This is a genomic window from Companilactobacillus zhachilii (assembly GCF_003606365.2).
Taxonomy (GTDB): Bacteria; Bacillota; Bacilli; order Lactobacillales; family Lactobacillaceae; genus Companilactobacillus; species Companilactobacillus zhachilii.
Map to the genome: position 1 here is coordinate 2,037,075 of NZ_CP031933.2, position 15,776 is coordinate 2,052,850.

General features: G+C 36.5%; 8 protein-coding genes. 3 read left to right on the top strand and 5 right to left on the bottom strand.

Annotation, left to right across the window (positions count from 1 at the left end; translation table 11 throughout):
- Positions 1 to 172: 172 nt before the first annotated feature.
- Together mutS and D1B17_RS09425 are read right to left on the bottom strand one after the other, a co-directional pair.
- A complete protein-coding gene (gene mutS, locus D1B17_RS09420; RefSeq protein WP_120141955.1) occupies positions 173 to 2,824 on the bottom strand; it encodes a DNA mismatch repair protein MutS in 2,652 nt (883 codons plus the stop codon).
- 12 nt (positions 2,825 to 2,836) lie between these two features.
- A complete protein-coding gene (locus D1B17_RS09425; protein ID WP_120141954.1) occupies positions 2,837 to 3,640 on the bottom strand; it encodes a TIGR00282 family metallophosphoesterase in 804 nt (267 codons plus the stop codon).
- A 631-nt stretch (positions 3,641 to 4,271) separates the two neighbouring features.
- On the opposite strand from D1B17_RS09425, the gene D1B17_RS09430 reads away from it, so the two are divergent.
- Complete coding sequence (locus tag D1B17_RS09430; protein ID WP_120141953.1) at positions 4,272 to 6,803, top strand: isopeptide-forming domain-containing fimbrial protein; 2,532 nt, start codon at positions 4,272 to 4,274, stop codon at positions 6,801 to 6,803.
- Between the two features lie 299 nt (positions 6,804 to 7,102).
- Here D1B17_RS09430 and D1B17_RS09435 read toward each other — a convergent pair whose 3' ends face one another.
- Positions 7,103 to 7,798, bottom strand: coding sequence for a DUF554 domain-containing protein (locus tag D1B17_RS09435; RefSeq protein WP_120141952.1), 696 nt, complete (start codon positions 7,796 to 7,798; stop codon positions 7,103 to 7,105).
- Positions 7,799 to 8,058: 260 nt separating this feature from the next.
- Positions 8,059 to 8,793, bottom strand: coding sequence for a MerR family transcriptional regulator (locus D1B17_RS09440; protein ID WP_120141951.1), 735 nt, complete (start codon positions 8,791 to 8,793; stop codon positions 8,059 to 8,061).
- A 183-nt stretch (positions 8,794 to 8,976) separates the two neighbouring features.
- On the opposite strand from D1B17_RS09440, the gene D1B17_RS09445 reads away from it, so the two are divergent.
- Positions 8,977 to 11,502, top strand: coding sequence for a DUF11 domain-containing protein (locus D1B17_RS09445; RefSeq protein WP_120141950.1), 2,526 nt, complete (start codon positions 8,977 to 8,979; stop codon positions 11,500 to 11,502).
- A 184-nt stretch (positions 11,503 to 11,686) separates the two neighbouring features.
- Positions 11,687 to 14,158 (top strand): isopeptide-forming domain-containing fimbrial protein, encoded by a 2,472-nt coding sequence (locus tag D1B17_RS09450; RefSeq protein ID WP_120141949.1) that lies wholly within the window; start codon positions 11,687 to 11,689, stop codon positions 14,156 to 14,158.
- 863 nt (positions 14,159 to 15,021) lie between these two features.
- On the opposite strand, the gene D1B17_RS09455 is transcribed toward D1B17_RS09450, so the two are convergent.
- Positions 15,022 to 15,585 (bottom strand): hypothetical protein, encoded by a 564-nt coding sequence (locus D1B17_RS09455; protein ID WP_120141947.1) that lies wholly within the window; start codon positions 15,583 to 15,585, stop codon positions 15,022 to 15,024.
- Positions 15,586 to 15,776: the final 191 nt, after the last annotated feature.

Genomic DNA, 15,776 nt, shown 5'->3' on the forward strand with positions numbered 1-15,776 from the left:
TTGAGCTTCGCATAGTACCGCGAATCTCAAAATACATCCGTGGTGTAAGGGCTAAAGCCCTAACGCAACCTTCACTGCTGGCTTTCTTTCTCGCAACCTCCAGCTAATTTATTTCATTCGTTTCTTTCTTAATTTTTGGATTGTATCGGTTATTTAAAACCAAATCAAAAAATTATTTCAACTTCTTCTGCCATTTATAAAGCAAGTTAATGGCTTCTATTGGGGTTATCCCCATTAAGTCTTGATTATCAAGTTCCTTGATAACTTGTGACTCTTTGCTAGACAACCTCTTTGTCTGCTTGGGCGTTTCTGGGAATAGTGATAATTGTTGCTCTTCATCACTTTCAACTGATTCTGGTTTCACAGTTGCCTTCTCGGGTACGGTTTCTTTTGCTGGTTCGATTGGTTCTGCTTTAGGTTCTTGAATACTTTCTGAAGTCGTTGTATGGACTGATGTTTCTTCCAAACTACTTAATATCTTACCTGCTCGGTTCAAGACGTCTTCTGGTAGTCCGGCTAACTTGGCAACGTGGATTCCGTATGATTTATCAGCTGGTCCTGGTAAAACTTTATGTAGAAAGACTAAGTCACCATTCTCTTCTGAAGCATCGACGTGGACGTTTCTTAATCCCGGCAACTGGCTTTCTAGTTCGGTCAATTCATGGTAATGCGTTGAAAACAAGGTCATTGCTTTGACGTGTTTATCGATGTATTCAATAATTGCTTGAGCTAAAGCCATTCCGTCATAGGTGGCAGTTCCTCGGCCAATCTCATCAAAAATAATTAAACTGTTGGGAGTTGCATTTTTTAAGGCATCATTTGCTTCTCGCATTTCGACCATGAATGTTGAATCCCCAGAAATCAAATCATCTGCCGCTCCAATTCTTGTAAAAATATGGTCAAAAATTGGCAAACTTGCGCTGTCAGCGGGTACGAAACAACCAATTTGTGCCATGATTACAATCAACGCCATTTGACGCATATAGGTACTCTTACCTGACATATTTGGTCCCGTAATCAACAAAATATCAGTCTTGTCATCAAAGTTAACATCATTAGGGATGTAACTATTATTGCTCAAAACTTTTTCCACAACTGGATGGCGACCATTAGTTATTTGTAACTCGTGTTCCTCAATAAACTTAGGCGCAACATAATGATAATCTTCACTAACAACTGAAAAACTTTGTAACACATCTAAACGTGACAAAATATTAGCTAGACTTTGGATTCGTCTGATTTGATCTTTAATTTTACTTCTAATCTGATCAAAAAGGTGATATTCCAAACTCTTTGATTTTTCCTCAGCTTCAAGAATCAAACTTTCTTTATCTTTTAATTCTGGCGTAATGTAACGTTCAGCATTAACCAATGTCTGTTTTCGTTGATAACGATCTTCAGGAACTTTATCGATATTAGCACGACTGACTTCAATATAGTAACCAAAGACCTTGTTGTAGCCAATCTTTAAGTTACTAATGCCTGTTAATTCTTGTTCCTTAGCTTTCAAACTAGCTAGCCACTGCTTACCATTTTTAGAAGCATCAAGATATTTATCGAGTTGATCGTTATAGCCTTCTTTGATCAAGCCACCACCAGTGACTGAAATCGGAGCTTCCTCAACAATTGCCTTATCAATCAAATCACGAATATCGGCAACCTCATCAATCTTTTCCACATAGGCTGTTAATTCATCATCACCGATATCTAGTAAAATCGATTTAATTTCTGGAACTTGTTCCAACGAGGTCTTCAACTGAATCAAATCACGACCATTGACTGTTCCGTAGGCAACTCGACCTGCTAAACGTTCCAAATCATAAACCTTCGTCAAATAATCTTGGAATGAAGATCTTTGAAAATAATTATCCAAAAAGACTTGCACGAAATGTTGACGCTCTTTCAGTTTTTCGACATTAATCAACGGACGAGCTAACCATTGCTTCAATAAACGACTACCCATGGCTGTTTTAGTTTCATCTAAAAGCCATAAAAGTGTTCCCGACTTTTTGTTTGTCCGGATATTTTTGAACAGTTCCAAATTACGTTGGGCGGAATGGTCCATCAATAAATAGGAAGAAGTCTCATATGATTCAGCGGCCTTCAAGTGATCTAGTGAACGCATTTGAGTCTTTACTAAATAACTTATCAACAGCTTGACGGTATTAACTTCGGTATCAGATTCAATTTGTGAAAAATCAAAACTATAATTTTCGTCTAAATCATCTAATTTTGAAATTAAAATACCATATTTACGTAATTGATCAAGATACTTCTGTGGAAAACTTCCTGAAACAACTGTTTCTTTCGTATCCAAATTTTGTAATTCATTAGTTAAATCTAATTGACTTTCGACTGATGTAACTTTAACTTCCCCAGTTGAAAGGTCAGCATATGCTAAACCGAAGACATTTTGGTGTGCTGTAATAGCAGTAATATAGTTGTTTTCCTTGGCTTGATCAGATTTATCCATAATCGTACCAGGTGTAACTACTCGAGTCACACCTCGTTTGACCATCTTGCCCTGTGCATCAGCGGGATTCTCTAGTTGGTCACAAACCGCAACTTTGTAACCTTTATCCACAAGTGTATCAATGTAACCTTCGATAGCGTGATGTGGTACTCCACACATAGGAATACCTTCATCAGCCTTTTTATTACGGGATGTCAATGTAAGTTCCAGAATTTGTGAACCTTTAACGGCATCGTCATAAAACATCTCATAAAAATCACCGACACGATATAACAAAAAAGCATCTGGATATTGTTTCTTATACTCCAGATATTGCTCCATCATTGGTGTTTCTTTTGTTTTTTGAGGCATGAATTCCCTCCATTAATTTAAAAATGATTGATTATTTGGTGTTATAACATAGTTCTTAATACTACGAGCATTATTAGTTTGGTCGTTGATCTCAATCACAGCAAAGCCAATTTGCATGCGACCATCTTCATCAACATCAAATTTATTAGGTCTTTGCGTTAAGAATCGGTTGATAATCGGTTCTTTTTTATCGCCTAAAATACCATCATATGACCCAGTCATCCCGACATCGGTCAAATAAGCAGTTTGCTTGTTAATAACCTGTGCATCATTGGTTTGAACGTGAGTATGTGTTCCACAAACAGCAGAAACACGGCCAACCATATAATTAGCAAAAGCAATTTTCTCACTGGTTGTTTCAGCGTGGAAGTCGACAAACTTAATGGCATCTTTATCTAATTTACTAATTAACTTATCCGCCGCAATGAATGGATTATCAAGTGGCTGCATCAAAGCAGTTCCTTGCATATTGATAACATAAACTTCTTTAGTATTTACTTTAATCTTTAGAAAACCACGTCCGGGAACATTTTCCCCAGAAAAGTTATAGGGACGTAAAATATTTTTCTTTGGATCATCGATGAAATCTAAAATTTCTCGTTTATCCCAAGTATGATTTCCTCCCGTAACAACATCAGCACCAGCACGAGTAATTTTTTGATAATCAGGTTCTTTAGTACCCTTACCACCAGCAGCGTTTTCACCATTAACAATTGTTAACTGTGGTTTAACCTTCTTTTTGATCTCAGGTAGATATGTTTCTATAGCCTTAATGCCGATACTACCAACGACATCGCCAACGAAGAGTATTTTCATTATATTTTATCCCCAATCTTTACCTTTGATATTGTATCAATTTTGACAAAATTAAAAAAGAGAGCGGCACAAAACATGCTCAGCTTTCGAATATGTTTTGTAACACGTTTAGGCTGCATGTTTAAAGACAATAATAGTTTTGTCCCAACCTCACGATTGTAAATTTCACAATGTACGCAAATTCCAAAAATAAATAACATGAATATATAGACTATTAATATAATTATTATGATTTATAATAGTAATAGATAGAACTTTAACTAAATATTAAAAATACCAAACATACTTTAAGCCTTGATGCTCTAGTTATCACTGATACAAAAGTATTCAAGAATACAGTTTACTTACGGCTTATTCAAAACAAAGAATAAACCAGCCGGAAGGAACCAGAAAATTAGATTGCCGTGAAAGTGGAGTTAAGACTTTAGCCTTTACTCCACGGGACGAATTTTGAAACTCGCTTGCGTGGTTCAAAATCGAGGCTGGAGACCTTGGCTCCAGTCGGTCCCCACAGCAACCTAATTTTCTGGTTCTTGGAGGCGGCCGACTACATATTTATCTCTTATATAGAATTGCATGATTATACCGAAATTGTTGTTTATGAGCCAATTTTTTCCCAGGGAGGATAAAGATGAAAGTGATTAAGTCAATTCCAAAAGTACTACTTGCTTTTCTCACTAGCTTATTTGTGTTCTTTATTTTTAATCACTCTGAAATACCTATTCACGCCGCTTCGTCAGATGCTATCAACACGTCGGCCAATGTTATGGCACAATACGATGGCATCACTAATTGGAAATTGCAGCGGTACACGCCTTCTAATCAAATCGGAGAAATTCCTATTGGAGGAAATGTTTCTCTTGGTTACACTTTTGGTGCTGCTCGTAATGCCAGTGGTAAAGTCACAGGCGGTGACAATACAATCACGCTATCAAGTACAATTGGTTCAGCAAAATTAGGACCAAATAGTAGCGCTCCGACAATTAATAATTCCAAAATAAATATTTTTCTAAACAATAATGGTAAATACTATGGCATCCTCCACCAAGGTGATAGCTCATATATCGGTAGCGGTGGTCATCCCGAAAGAGCGTCTGACACTTCAATCGACTTTGCTTTAATTACTGGTAAACAGGATTCATATTTTTATAACGATATGAATGTGTTAGCCAATTTGGAGACCATCAGTTCTGAACCAGGCAGCAGTAAGTTATTTTACACTGGAACAGATGCAAACGGTCGACCTGCATATAAATTGGCTGGTTACTATGCTAAGAAATCTGTTTTTGTGCAAATTGTTTTAAAAGCCGACCCTAGCGGTGCACCTATCGTCTGGCGAGAATTGTATGTCTATAATCCTAATGGTCCAGCACAATATCAAACTTTCTATGGTGAGGATACTGGACTTAACCCTAACAACAATTTAACCGATACCGTAGACAGCGTCCCCATGTTCGCTATTGGTGATAAGAAGGGGTTATATCTACGCAGTGGTGCCGACTCTAATGGTGTAAACTATGATCCAGCATCAAAATTATTCATTACCAATGATGTAGCTGGTGGCTTTAAAGATTTTATGGGACGGACACTAACAAATCCCGGTAACTGGAGTATCAAGGGACGTTCAGGAAGTGGAAATGCTTCTTCAATCACTAACCCAACCTTGCCTTGGACTTCATCCCCCAATGAAACTCAAAATGGTGATACTAACTTACCTGCAAATAGTAACCTTCTAGTTTTAAATGAAAATACTCCACAGGAATATAAAGTTGTTGATTCTGACGGCAGACAGGATTCTGCATATACTTTAAGATGGCCTCAAACAAATTCAGCCTCCGCATCAGTCGAACGCTTTGTCTCTAAAATTGGAGCAACTATTTCCGGCTATGCTATTCCAACAATGAAACTAACGTACAAAAACATGAACCGTAACGACGGCACCAACCAAGTCAATGATAGGTTGCATTTTAATATATCCGTTCGAAATGACGGACTTAATTCTAACTGGACGATAAGTCGAATTTTAAATGCTATGCCAAAGGGATTAACTATCGATCCCAAAACCAGTGTCTCTCTCACCAATGGCAACTCAATTGATTACAATCCTAACAGTTCCATTGAAGTAGGAGAGTCAGCCGATTTTAGTTTTGATGCAATAATTGACAATACTGCTCCTTATAACTTAGATTCAAAAGGTAATCTGACTAATAAAGCTAGCGTATTTGGAAATAATAGTGGTCAAAACGATACTCGGGAATTGACTGATAGTGTAACGATTCCAGTTCAAATCCCCAAATTTAAATATCGTTTTACAGAACTATTAAGAAACGAAACTACCGATCCTAATGGAACCTTTACTAACAAGGTCACTGCTCAAAAAGACGACATTATCGATTACAAAGTGGATTTTGTCAGCAACGGCTCCAGTATTGTAAGCAATGCATACTTTTACAACAAATTCGAAGCTGATGACGGACTGGAATTAGTCCCTAACAGTGTCGCTTGGAATGGCAATAATTATAATACTATGGATGTTCCAATGGGAGCACTCCGGAACAATCAAACCTATACTGTTACTTTCAAAGCCAAGGTTACTGGCATTTCACAAAAGACCACTTCAAATTCCGCCTCACTCATCTATGGTTTGGATGGAGATACTGGGTATAGTAATCGTATGGATGTCGAAGAACCAGCAATAGTTGATATTCAAGATGCACCACAAACAACAGCGATTACCGAAGTCCCATCAGGAATTGATTTTGGAAGTGTTAACAGTGCTGGTTTTGAACGTCTCCTGAAGAATATCAGTACAACCGGCAATCTTCGTATTACCCATGCGGCTGATTCACCTTTCCAAGTGAGCGTTAGTTATGATAATGATGGTGACACACCTATTTCAAGTAATGGCAATAAGTTAGTTCAAGACGACGGTAATACTTTACTACTTAATCAAGCCAAAAAAGATACTACTGACCTTTGGAAACCACTAAATGCCTTTCCGACTGCAATCAACTTTGACGGCTTTAATGGTTCTTATAAAGACCTAGATTTAACTAAGTACGTTGGAAAAAATAAATGGCAACTGCGAGTTCCAGCTAACAGTCAAGCTGGCCAATACAATGGTCAAGTAACTTGGTCCATTGAAGATACACTTGCTGAATAGAAAGACATCTTATAAAAAAGTAGGGTAGATAAATTGAAATGAAATTTATCTACCCTACTTTTTTGGAATTATATTTTTTTAAACTTAGCTACGTCACATTAAAATCACTAATACCCTAGCCTCTGGTTGCAAGAAATTTTGGCAGCAGTGAAGGTGGCGTTAGGACTTTACTATTACACCACGGGACGAGTTTTGAAATTCACGTACTTTACGAAGTTCAAAATCGAGACGAAAGACCTTGGCTTTCGTCGGTCCCCACAGCGCCAACATTTCTTGCACCCAGAGGTGGCATCTATCAACTAAAACAATTGCATAATTGCAATAACTACAATCGGAACTATCAAAGCTGGTAATAAATTCAACACTTTTATTTTTTTGATATTTAACAAACCAAGCCCTGACGCCATAATCAAAATACCACCAACGATTGTCAATTCAGTAATCATATCGTTATTGATTGAATTTTGTAGCAACATGGCAATCAAATAAATACTTCCTTGCCAAGTAAAAACAGCGATAGCCGCCAAAGCCATCCCGATACCAAATGTTGATGCCAAAACAATTGAAGTAATTCCATCAAGCATCCCATTAGTAAATAAGAACGTGTAGTCCTTATTCAAGGCCGCTTGAATTGGACCTAGAATCGACAATGAACCAATACAATACAACAATACGGCCGTTGCCAATCCTTCAGCTAAATTACTGCTACCGTCAGGATTAGGTTTTGAAAACTTTCCTACTAGATTATCAAAACGTTTTTCTAAATTCAGCCATTGTCCTATCAAACCGCCGACTGCCAAACTGACAATGAACAGCACTGGATAATGACTTTTGGGCATATGTTGCACAACTGCATTCAAGCCGATAGCAATCGCTGCTAAGCCCAAAGCTTGTGTCAGGATCTCATTATACGCCGGCTTGATTCCTTTTTTAAAATAACTACCAGTAAAACTCCCCACTAAAATCATGCAGACGTTAAAGATTGTTCCTATCATAAGATTCCCCCCTATTTAATTAACATAACGTATTGTTTTTTCGTAATTTAAAATAGCCTTGCGACACAGTTTCAATTAATCGTTAATCTCCAGATTGCTCTTATAGGCGGCATATTTAACTAGCACAATACGTTAAGGATATTAACTTAGAATTATAAACTCTCTAGCTACTTGAGGGTCAATCATTTTCAATAGGAATACGAATCTCAGTAATATATTTTTCAACATCATCAGAAATACCATAATCAATCAAGGCAGTTTCAATTTGCCGGACCAGTAATTTTGAAATTATGCTTCTGACAATAATTAATCATTAATGGATACTGACGGGCTGCTGTATCGTGTGTGCCACGAAATCTCAGTCGAATATATTTTCCTGCCTTCAATGTAGTTGTTGCATCTCCCTCATCTCCTGGTTCCATAATCAGTAGCAACCCATTGTAACTGTCAAATCTTCTTGCCAAAAGATTAGCTTGATTAATTGTTAAAGCAATTTTGCCTAGAAAAATATTTTTATCGACGCCAAACTTTTGTCGCAATGTTGCTATAGGAAATTCAATATCATCATTGGGACGATAATCCTCGTTCAAGTAAATTACCGCCATTTCTGGTACATCAACAATTTCAATTTTATCAATAACGCTATTAACCGCATTGTCAACTTGACTGATTCGCGTATCGATTCGACGTTCAATATTTTTCAAAGTCAAAATTTGTTGCTGAACTTGTACTTTTTGTTCTTTGAGCATTTCTTCCAATTTATCAATATCACGTGCCTCAAAAAAATGCTTGATTGATTCAACCGGCAAATCTAATGCACGTAAATAATTAATGACATTCAGACGTTCAAATTGTTCGGTCGAATAATAGCGGTAGTTCGTCTGATGGTTTATTTTAGCGGGCTTTAATAGTCCAATTTCATCGTAATAACGCAACGCTGAAATCTTAACGTTAAAAAGGTTTGATAGTTGCCCAATCGTGAAAAATTGTTTCATGCCATACTCCTTCTTGGAAAACAATTCTCTATATCAATATTTAAAAAAAATAACATGAATATATGGAATAGTAATATAAATATTATGATTTATACTAAATTAAAATCAATTATTAACAAAACAGTCTAATTTGTATAAAAAAGTTTATTTTGTAGTTAATTTTGTTTTTATAGGGGGATAAAAATGAAGACTAGAAAAATAATTTTCAAAATCTTATTAGCGCTTTTTTCCAGTTTAATAATGTTTCTCTTTCTTAGCCATGTTACTACCATCACTAAGGCAGCGGGAGGACAAGGCGACATTGAACAAGCTGAAAAAATCATGCGAAAATACGATGGCATAACTAATTGGCAAGAACAATCAACTTCTCCACCAAACCAGGTTGGAAAAATACCTATTGGCAACGGTGTTTCTCTCGGTTATACTTTTGGATCTGCACGTAACGCTACCGGTAAAGTCGTTACAGGTGGAGATAATACCATAACTAAATATTCTCAAGGCAATAATACCGGTGCGCCCACAACACCAAATGGAAAAATTAATATTTTTATAGACCAAAATGGCACTTATTACGGAATATTACATCAAGGTGCCAATTCATTTATCGGCACTGGTGGAACTCCCGGAAATGCTTCGGATACCTCAATTGATTTTGCTCTAGTTAATGGATCTACTAGTTCTAATGAATTTTATGATTCATATAATCTACTTAGACAGATGCCTGTGTTTGAATCCAGTTCAAGCACCAACAAAATATTCTACACAGGAACTGATTCAAACAATAAACCTGTTTATAAATTAGTCGGGTACTTTTATAAAAAGTCAGTTTATGCAGAAATCGTTTTACGTCCTGACCCAACTGGAGCACCAATTGTTCGGCGTGAGTTATATGTTTACAATCCCAACACGTCAACAGCCCAGTTCCAAGTTTTTTTCGGGGAAGATACAGGACTCGACCCAAGTAATAATAATACTCAAACGGTTGATAACGTCCCGATGTTTGCACTTGGAGACAATAAAGGATTATTTATGTACAGCGGTCTCTCAACCTCTCCTTCTAAACTATTTGTAACTAATAATGTTCCCGATGGATTTCAGAATTTCATGGGGAGAGTTTTAACTAATCCAACTAGTTGGGCTGTCAAAGGTACCATTCCTGGGAAAGGACAAATATCTGACCCCTCGATGCCATTTTCCACGGCACCCACAGCCTCACAAATGGGTGATATCAATGCTAAAGCTGGTGACAATCTGCTACAAGTAATGGGAAATACTGGTCAAATGATAGATGTTGTAGATTCTAATGGCTTTCAAGATTCTGCTTACAGTTTAAGATGGCCCGCAGTTTCCTTAAGTACTGGTGAAGTAGCTCACTTCTCTTCAGCTATTGGTGCAACTGTCTCAGGTTTAGCTATTCCCTCACTTAGAATGACATATACGAATGCTAACCAAACAACCACTGGCTCAAATCACGTTGGAGACACCTTAAAGTTTAATGTCAAAATTAGAAATGACGGTTACAATTCTAACTGGATAATAAGCAGAATTTTAGATAGTCTTCCAAATGGTTTGGCCATTGACACTAACACGATCAATTCATCACTTGTAAATGGAAATACCATAGATTACAACCCCAACACTGGACTTATAGATAACAGGGAATCTAATCTCACTTTCTCCGCTCAAGTCACAAACAGCGCCCCTTATTATTTAGATAGCTCTGGAAATTTGACCAATACTGTAGCAGTCACTGGTCACAATGCCGGTCAAAATGACTCTACCACAATGAAAGATAGCGTTAAAATACCAGTTATAACACCATCTTTTAAATATCGTTTTACAAAACTAGTAAGAAATGAAACGACAAATCCTAATGGTGATTACACTCAACAAGTAACTGCTCAAAAGGGTGACGTAATTGATTATAAAATCGATTTTACTAGTAATGGTCAAGCCACCGTTAAATCTACTAGTATTTACGATAAATTAGATAGTAATCTGGAAGCCGTTTCGGGTAGTGCATACTGGAATGGAACTTCTGTCAGTGACCCCGACCCTACTTATCATGAATATTACTTTGCCGTTCCCGGTTCAATCAATAATAATCAAACCTATAGCTTTACCTTTAAAGCTAAAGTAACTGCTCCGAGTTCACAAGTTATATCTAACACTGCCACTTTACTAAATACCACACTTAGCAGCGGCACTACAGATTCACGTATCAACACAGAGGAACCAGCCCTCGTTAATGTTCAAGATGCTCCCCAAACAACTGCCTTTATTGAAGTTCCTTCAAAAATTGATTTTGGTAGCGTTAATAGTTTAAATCTCGAACGGATACTTAAAAATGTCAACACAACAGGAAAATTACGGATTTCCCATGGAGATAATACTTCCTTCCAAGTAAGCGTCAGTTATGACAACAATGGTGATAACCCTATTGCTAGTGGTGACAATAAATTAGTCCAAGATAATGGTGATACATTGTTATTCAATCAGACTAAAACAAATTCTAACGAAAATTGGCAACCATTGAGTACCTCGCCGATACCAATCAATTCCGATGGTTTCAGTGGTTCTTACACAGATCTTGACCTGACCAAATACGTTGGTTCTCAAAAATGGAAATTACGAATTCCAGCTGACACTAAAGCTGGCCAATACAGCGGTAAGATTACTTGGACTATCGCCGATGTACCAGCATTATAGATTTTAAATACCAATAAAAAGTGACATACAGAAAATTTATCTAATAAAGATATTTCTTGTATGTCACTTTTTTAATTATAAATATATAAGATTCATCAAAAATTAATTATGCGATAAACAATCATTATAATTATTATGTCTTATAATAATCCCAGAAGGTTTTCTTATTGTCGAGGGGGATAAAATGAGAAAATTCAAATTAATAATAAAGATATCATTAATGTTACTAACAATTTTCACAATATTTCTAAAAATTCAAACGACAGAGGTAAAAGCAGTATCAACTAGTGATCTTTATGATGCAGCTTCAGTTCTTTCCAGATACGACGGCATTAGGTGGACCCAACAAACCAACATGCCTCCTAATCAAGTCGGTGAGATTCCATTGAATGATAATGTCTCACTTGGATATACCTTTGGAGCTGCTCGTGACAAAAACGGTAATGTAGTAACTGGCGGTGACACTACAATTACTAAAGCCAGTACAACGGGTACTGAGAATGGTGCTCCAATTATCAAGAATTCAAAAGTTAATGTTTTCATTGATAATAATGGTACTTACTACGGTGTTATTCACCAAGGTGCTAATTCTTATATTGGCAGTGATCCAGGAAATGCTTCTAATACATCCATTGATTTTGCTCTTTTAACGGGATCCGCCAATCCCGGTACCACCTTTACCAGTTCCATGAACCTATTAGTACAATCGGCTTCGCTTGATTCATCAAGTAACGCCACTAAACTATTTTATACTGGTACAAGTAATGGCCACTTAGCACTTCGACTAGTCGGTTATAATGCAAAAATTCATAGTTTCTACGAAATTCTTCTGCGTGCTGCTCCTCATGGAGACCCCATCGTTCAACGTGAATTATATGTTTATAATCCTGAATCAAGTAGTGTTCAGTTCCAGACTTTCTTTGGCGAAGACACTGGCTTAACTTCATTGAATAGTGGTACTGACGTTGATAATGTTCCAATGAAAGCCATAGGTGGTGGAAAGGGACTATACATTGAAAGTGGTAGTAAAGACTTTGCAAGTCCAGCTTCAAAACTATACATTACTAATGAAATTGCTGACGGCTTCAAAGACTTTATGGGACGTGTCCTCACCCCTTCTGATTGGTCAGTTAAAGGGAAACAAGGATACGGAAGCAGTTCCGATATTGTCAGTCCAAAGTTAACTTGGGGAGACTCTGATAAAATTGGTAATCAGGGTGATACAGCCGATGCAGCTGGAACTGACCTTCTACAAATGCCAAATTACAAAGTTGTTGACAAAAATGATAAGCAAGATACAGCTTATATACTTAGATGGCCTGAATCTACCGTCCCAGCTGGGGGCGTGGCTCACTTTGGTTCTAATATTGGAGCCATGCTATCTGGCTTAGCTGTCCCTCTTCTTTCACAAAGCTATAAGAATATCACTAACACAAACGGAACAAACAATGTTGGTGATAACTTACAATTTACCTTCACTCTAAAGAATACCGGGTATAATTCAAGCTGGATTATTGATAAAATCCTAGATAGTTTTCCTAAAGGATTAAAAATCACATCTTCCGTAATCAATAACAGTAATAATACAATTGACGGAGCACCAAGTAGTTCTGCTGTCAAAGACGGAACTTCAGATGTACTTACGGTCGATGCCACAATTACTAATGAAGCACCTTTAAACAATGATGGTAACTTAGTCAATACCGTTACTTATACTGGACATACCTCAGGAAAAAGCGACACGCAATCCATTTCATCAAGCATTAAAATTCCTGTCAAAATACCAAACTTTAATTATAGTTTCCAAAATTACGTCAAAAATGAAACAACCAATGCAGATGGCGATTATGCAAGTAAAGTAACTGCTCATAAAGATGACGTTATTGATTACAAAGTCGATTTCAACAGTACTGGTTCAGACTCTCTAAAGGATTCTTATTTTTATGATGTCATTCCCGACGGTTTGGAAATAGTTCCTAATAGCTTTGCCTTGAATGGTACATCTATAACAAATAGTGAATCTGGCAATAAACTAGGCTTTATGACTGGATCACTTAACAACAATACGGACAATATCATCACATTCAAAGCTAAGGTCACTAGTCCAACAGCACTCACCGCTTCTAATACAGCCCAACTGACACATATAACTACTAGTCAGAAAGAAAATGTATCAACCATAAATGCCGAAGAACCGGCTATCGTCGATATTCAAGCTGTGGCTGCTGCTACCGCTTTTAAAGAAGTCCCATCTAACATTGATTTCGGTTCTATCAATAGTGTTAATTTAGAAAAGCTATTGCTTAACAAGAGTACAACTGGTAAATTACTCGTTTCACATGGTAGCGCAACACCGTTTGATGTAGATGTTAGTTATGATAATAATGGTAGCAATTCGATTGAAAGTAATGGCAAGAAATTGATTCAGGATGATGGCGATTCCTTGTTATTCAATCAAGCTGATACCAATACTTGGGCATCTCTTTCATCTGCAGAAACACCGATTAAAACTGACGGTTTTAACGGCTCCTATGATAATCTTGATTTAACTAAGTACGTTGGTTCTGAAAAGTGGAAGTTACGTGTTCCCGCTGCAACTGAAGCTGGAGAATATAACGGTCAAATAACCTGGGCCATTGCGGATACACCTCAGTAAATAAATATTAAAAAAAATGGAACCGATAATCTGATTATTGGTTCCATTTTTAATGTCATTAATTTCAAATAAAAAAGTGTTAGAAAATGAAACATTATTTTATTGGTAGTATTAATCTTTTCTCCAAAGGCGTGACTATAATAAACCATCAATGCCAGTACAGTTGAACAACAATAAATAAATATTCGATAAAGTATTTGTGAATTGTTGAGCAAATATTTTATCGATGGTAGACTGTAACTGGGTATTCTTTTACACATACACGATTCTAATTAAAACAGTTATCACAAAACTCTGGAGGTTAGCTATGAAGACTTACAATAAGAATAAAATGAATCCTATTTTTTCTTTCTCATTTGCTATTCCCTTAATAAGCTTGAACACTATGGCAATACATATGAACCGTGAACCATTAAATATTAATGAACAGATGAAAAATGACATTAAAATTATTAACTCAGAATTCTATCAAGCACAAGTGGTTCTAGACATATGAAAAAAGGAACTATATATTTATTAACTTTTTTTATTACATTTTTAAGTACATTCATTTGGTTTACAATAAAGAACAATCCAGTAACGTCAAGACTCTTAAATAGCTTGGGGATTTCATTATTAGCAGTTTTTTTATTCGGAATAATTAATTTCTATAACAAAAGAAAATAACCGTTACAAGAAATCGGAAAGGATTTCTCTATGACGGTTATTTTTGTTCATAATGTTTACCTTGACATTTTTTATATAACAAATCTTACCCAAATAAATGAAGTCAGATATCATGAAAATATAAAAATTAACTAATAACTAACTTTAAAACCGTTTGCATCACAAGAGCTACTATTCAAAATTACCAGTTATAAAACCTAATTTTCTTGTTTAACAATCTCTGCTGGAATATCAGCTTCCGAACAAATCACAGCAATCACATACTCAATTGTTTCTGAATCATCCCAATCGGCTGATAAGTCCAACTCAACTTCCCGACCATCGTTTAATTTCAATTCCAAATAATATGGTGTTGGCAAGTGAAACATAATCTTCTTAGGGGCACTAAACGAGCCTCCTAAGATGTTTGCGGGTGCGTTCATGTCTTTACCCACCACAACTGTTAAACTCTTAATATCGGCAAATTTGAAGGCAAATTGGCTTTCACTGAAAGGCAGCATAACTGACTGAAGTCTGGTACTTAAATTTTGATAATTATAACTTCTAATTCCTTCATCGTTAACTTCCCAATAGCCATAAAAGTCGGTCATTGAACGTGCATAAAGCAATGCCACAATAACCAGACCTGTAATCCCTAAAATAATCGCTAACAAAATAACTTTGGTAAATATATATACTAATATGCCAACAACCAATCCGGCCACTAGACTCACTGTCATGGGCACATAATTGATCTTACGACCGAATTCAATCTTATCCATATTGACTCTCTCTTCTATTTTCTTATTCGACAATAATTCATTTTATACTTTTCAAGGACTGATAGGAAATTTTAGTTCTGATTTCAGATGACAAATTACAACGACTACGCGTGGTGCTAGTTAAATATGTCACCTCCAAGAGCAAGAAATTAGGTCGCTATGGGGATCGATAAAAGCCAAGGACTTTTGTC

Bases quoted from the DNA above. Each gene is read 5' to 3' on its own strand.
- D1B17_RS09445 (WP_120141950.1), top strand. From the start codon at position 8,977: ATGAAGACTAGAAAAATAATTTTCAAAATCTTATTAGCGCTTTTTTCC.
- D1B17_RS09450 (WP_120141949.1), top strand. From the start codon at position 11,687: ATGAGAAAATTCAAATTAATAATAAAGATATCATTAATGTTACTAACA.
- mutS (WP_120141955.1), bottom strand. From the start codon at position 2,824: ATGCCTCAAAAAACAAAAGAAACACCAATGATGGAGCAATATCTGGAG.
- D1B17_RS09440 (WP_120141951.1), bottom strand. From the start codon at position 8,793: ATGAAACAATTTTTCACGATTGGGCAACTATCAAACCTTTTTAACGTT.
- D1B17_RS09425 (WP_120141954.1), bottom strand. From the start codon at position 3,640: ATGAAAATACTCTTCGTTGGCGATGTCGTTGGTAGTATCGGCATTAAG.
- D1B17_RS09435 (WP_120141952.1), bottom strand. From the start codon at position 7,798: ATGATAGGAACAATCTTTAACGTCTGCATGATTTTAGTGGGGAGTTTT.
- D1B17_RS09430 (WP_120141953.1), top strand. From the start codon at position 4,272: ATGAAAGTGATTAAGTCAATTCCAAAAGTACTACTTGCTTTTCTCACT.
- D1B17_RS09455 (WP_120141947.1), bottom strand. From the start codon at position 15,585: ATGGATAAGATTGAATTCGGTCGTAAGATCAATTATGTGCCCATGACA.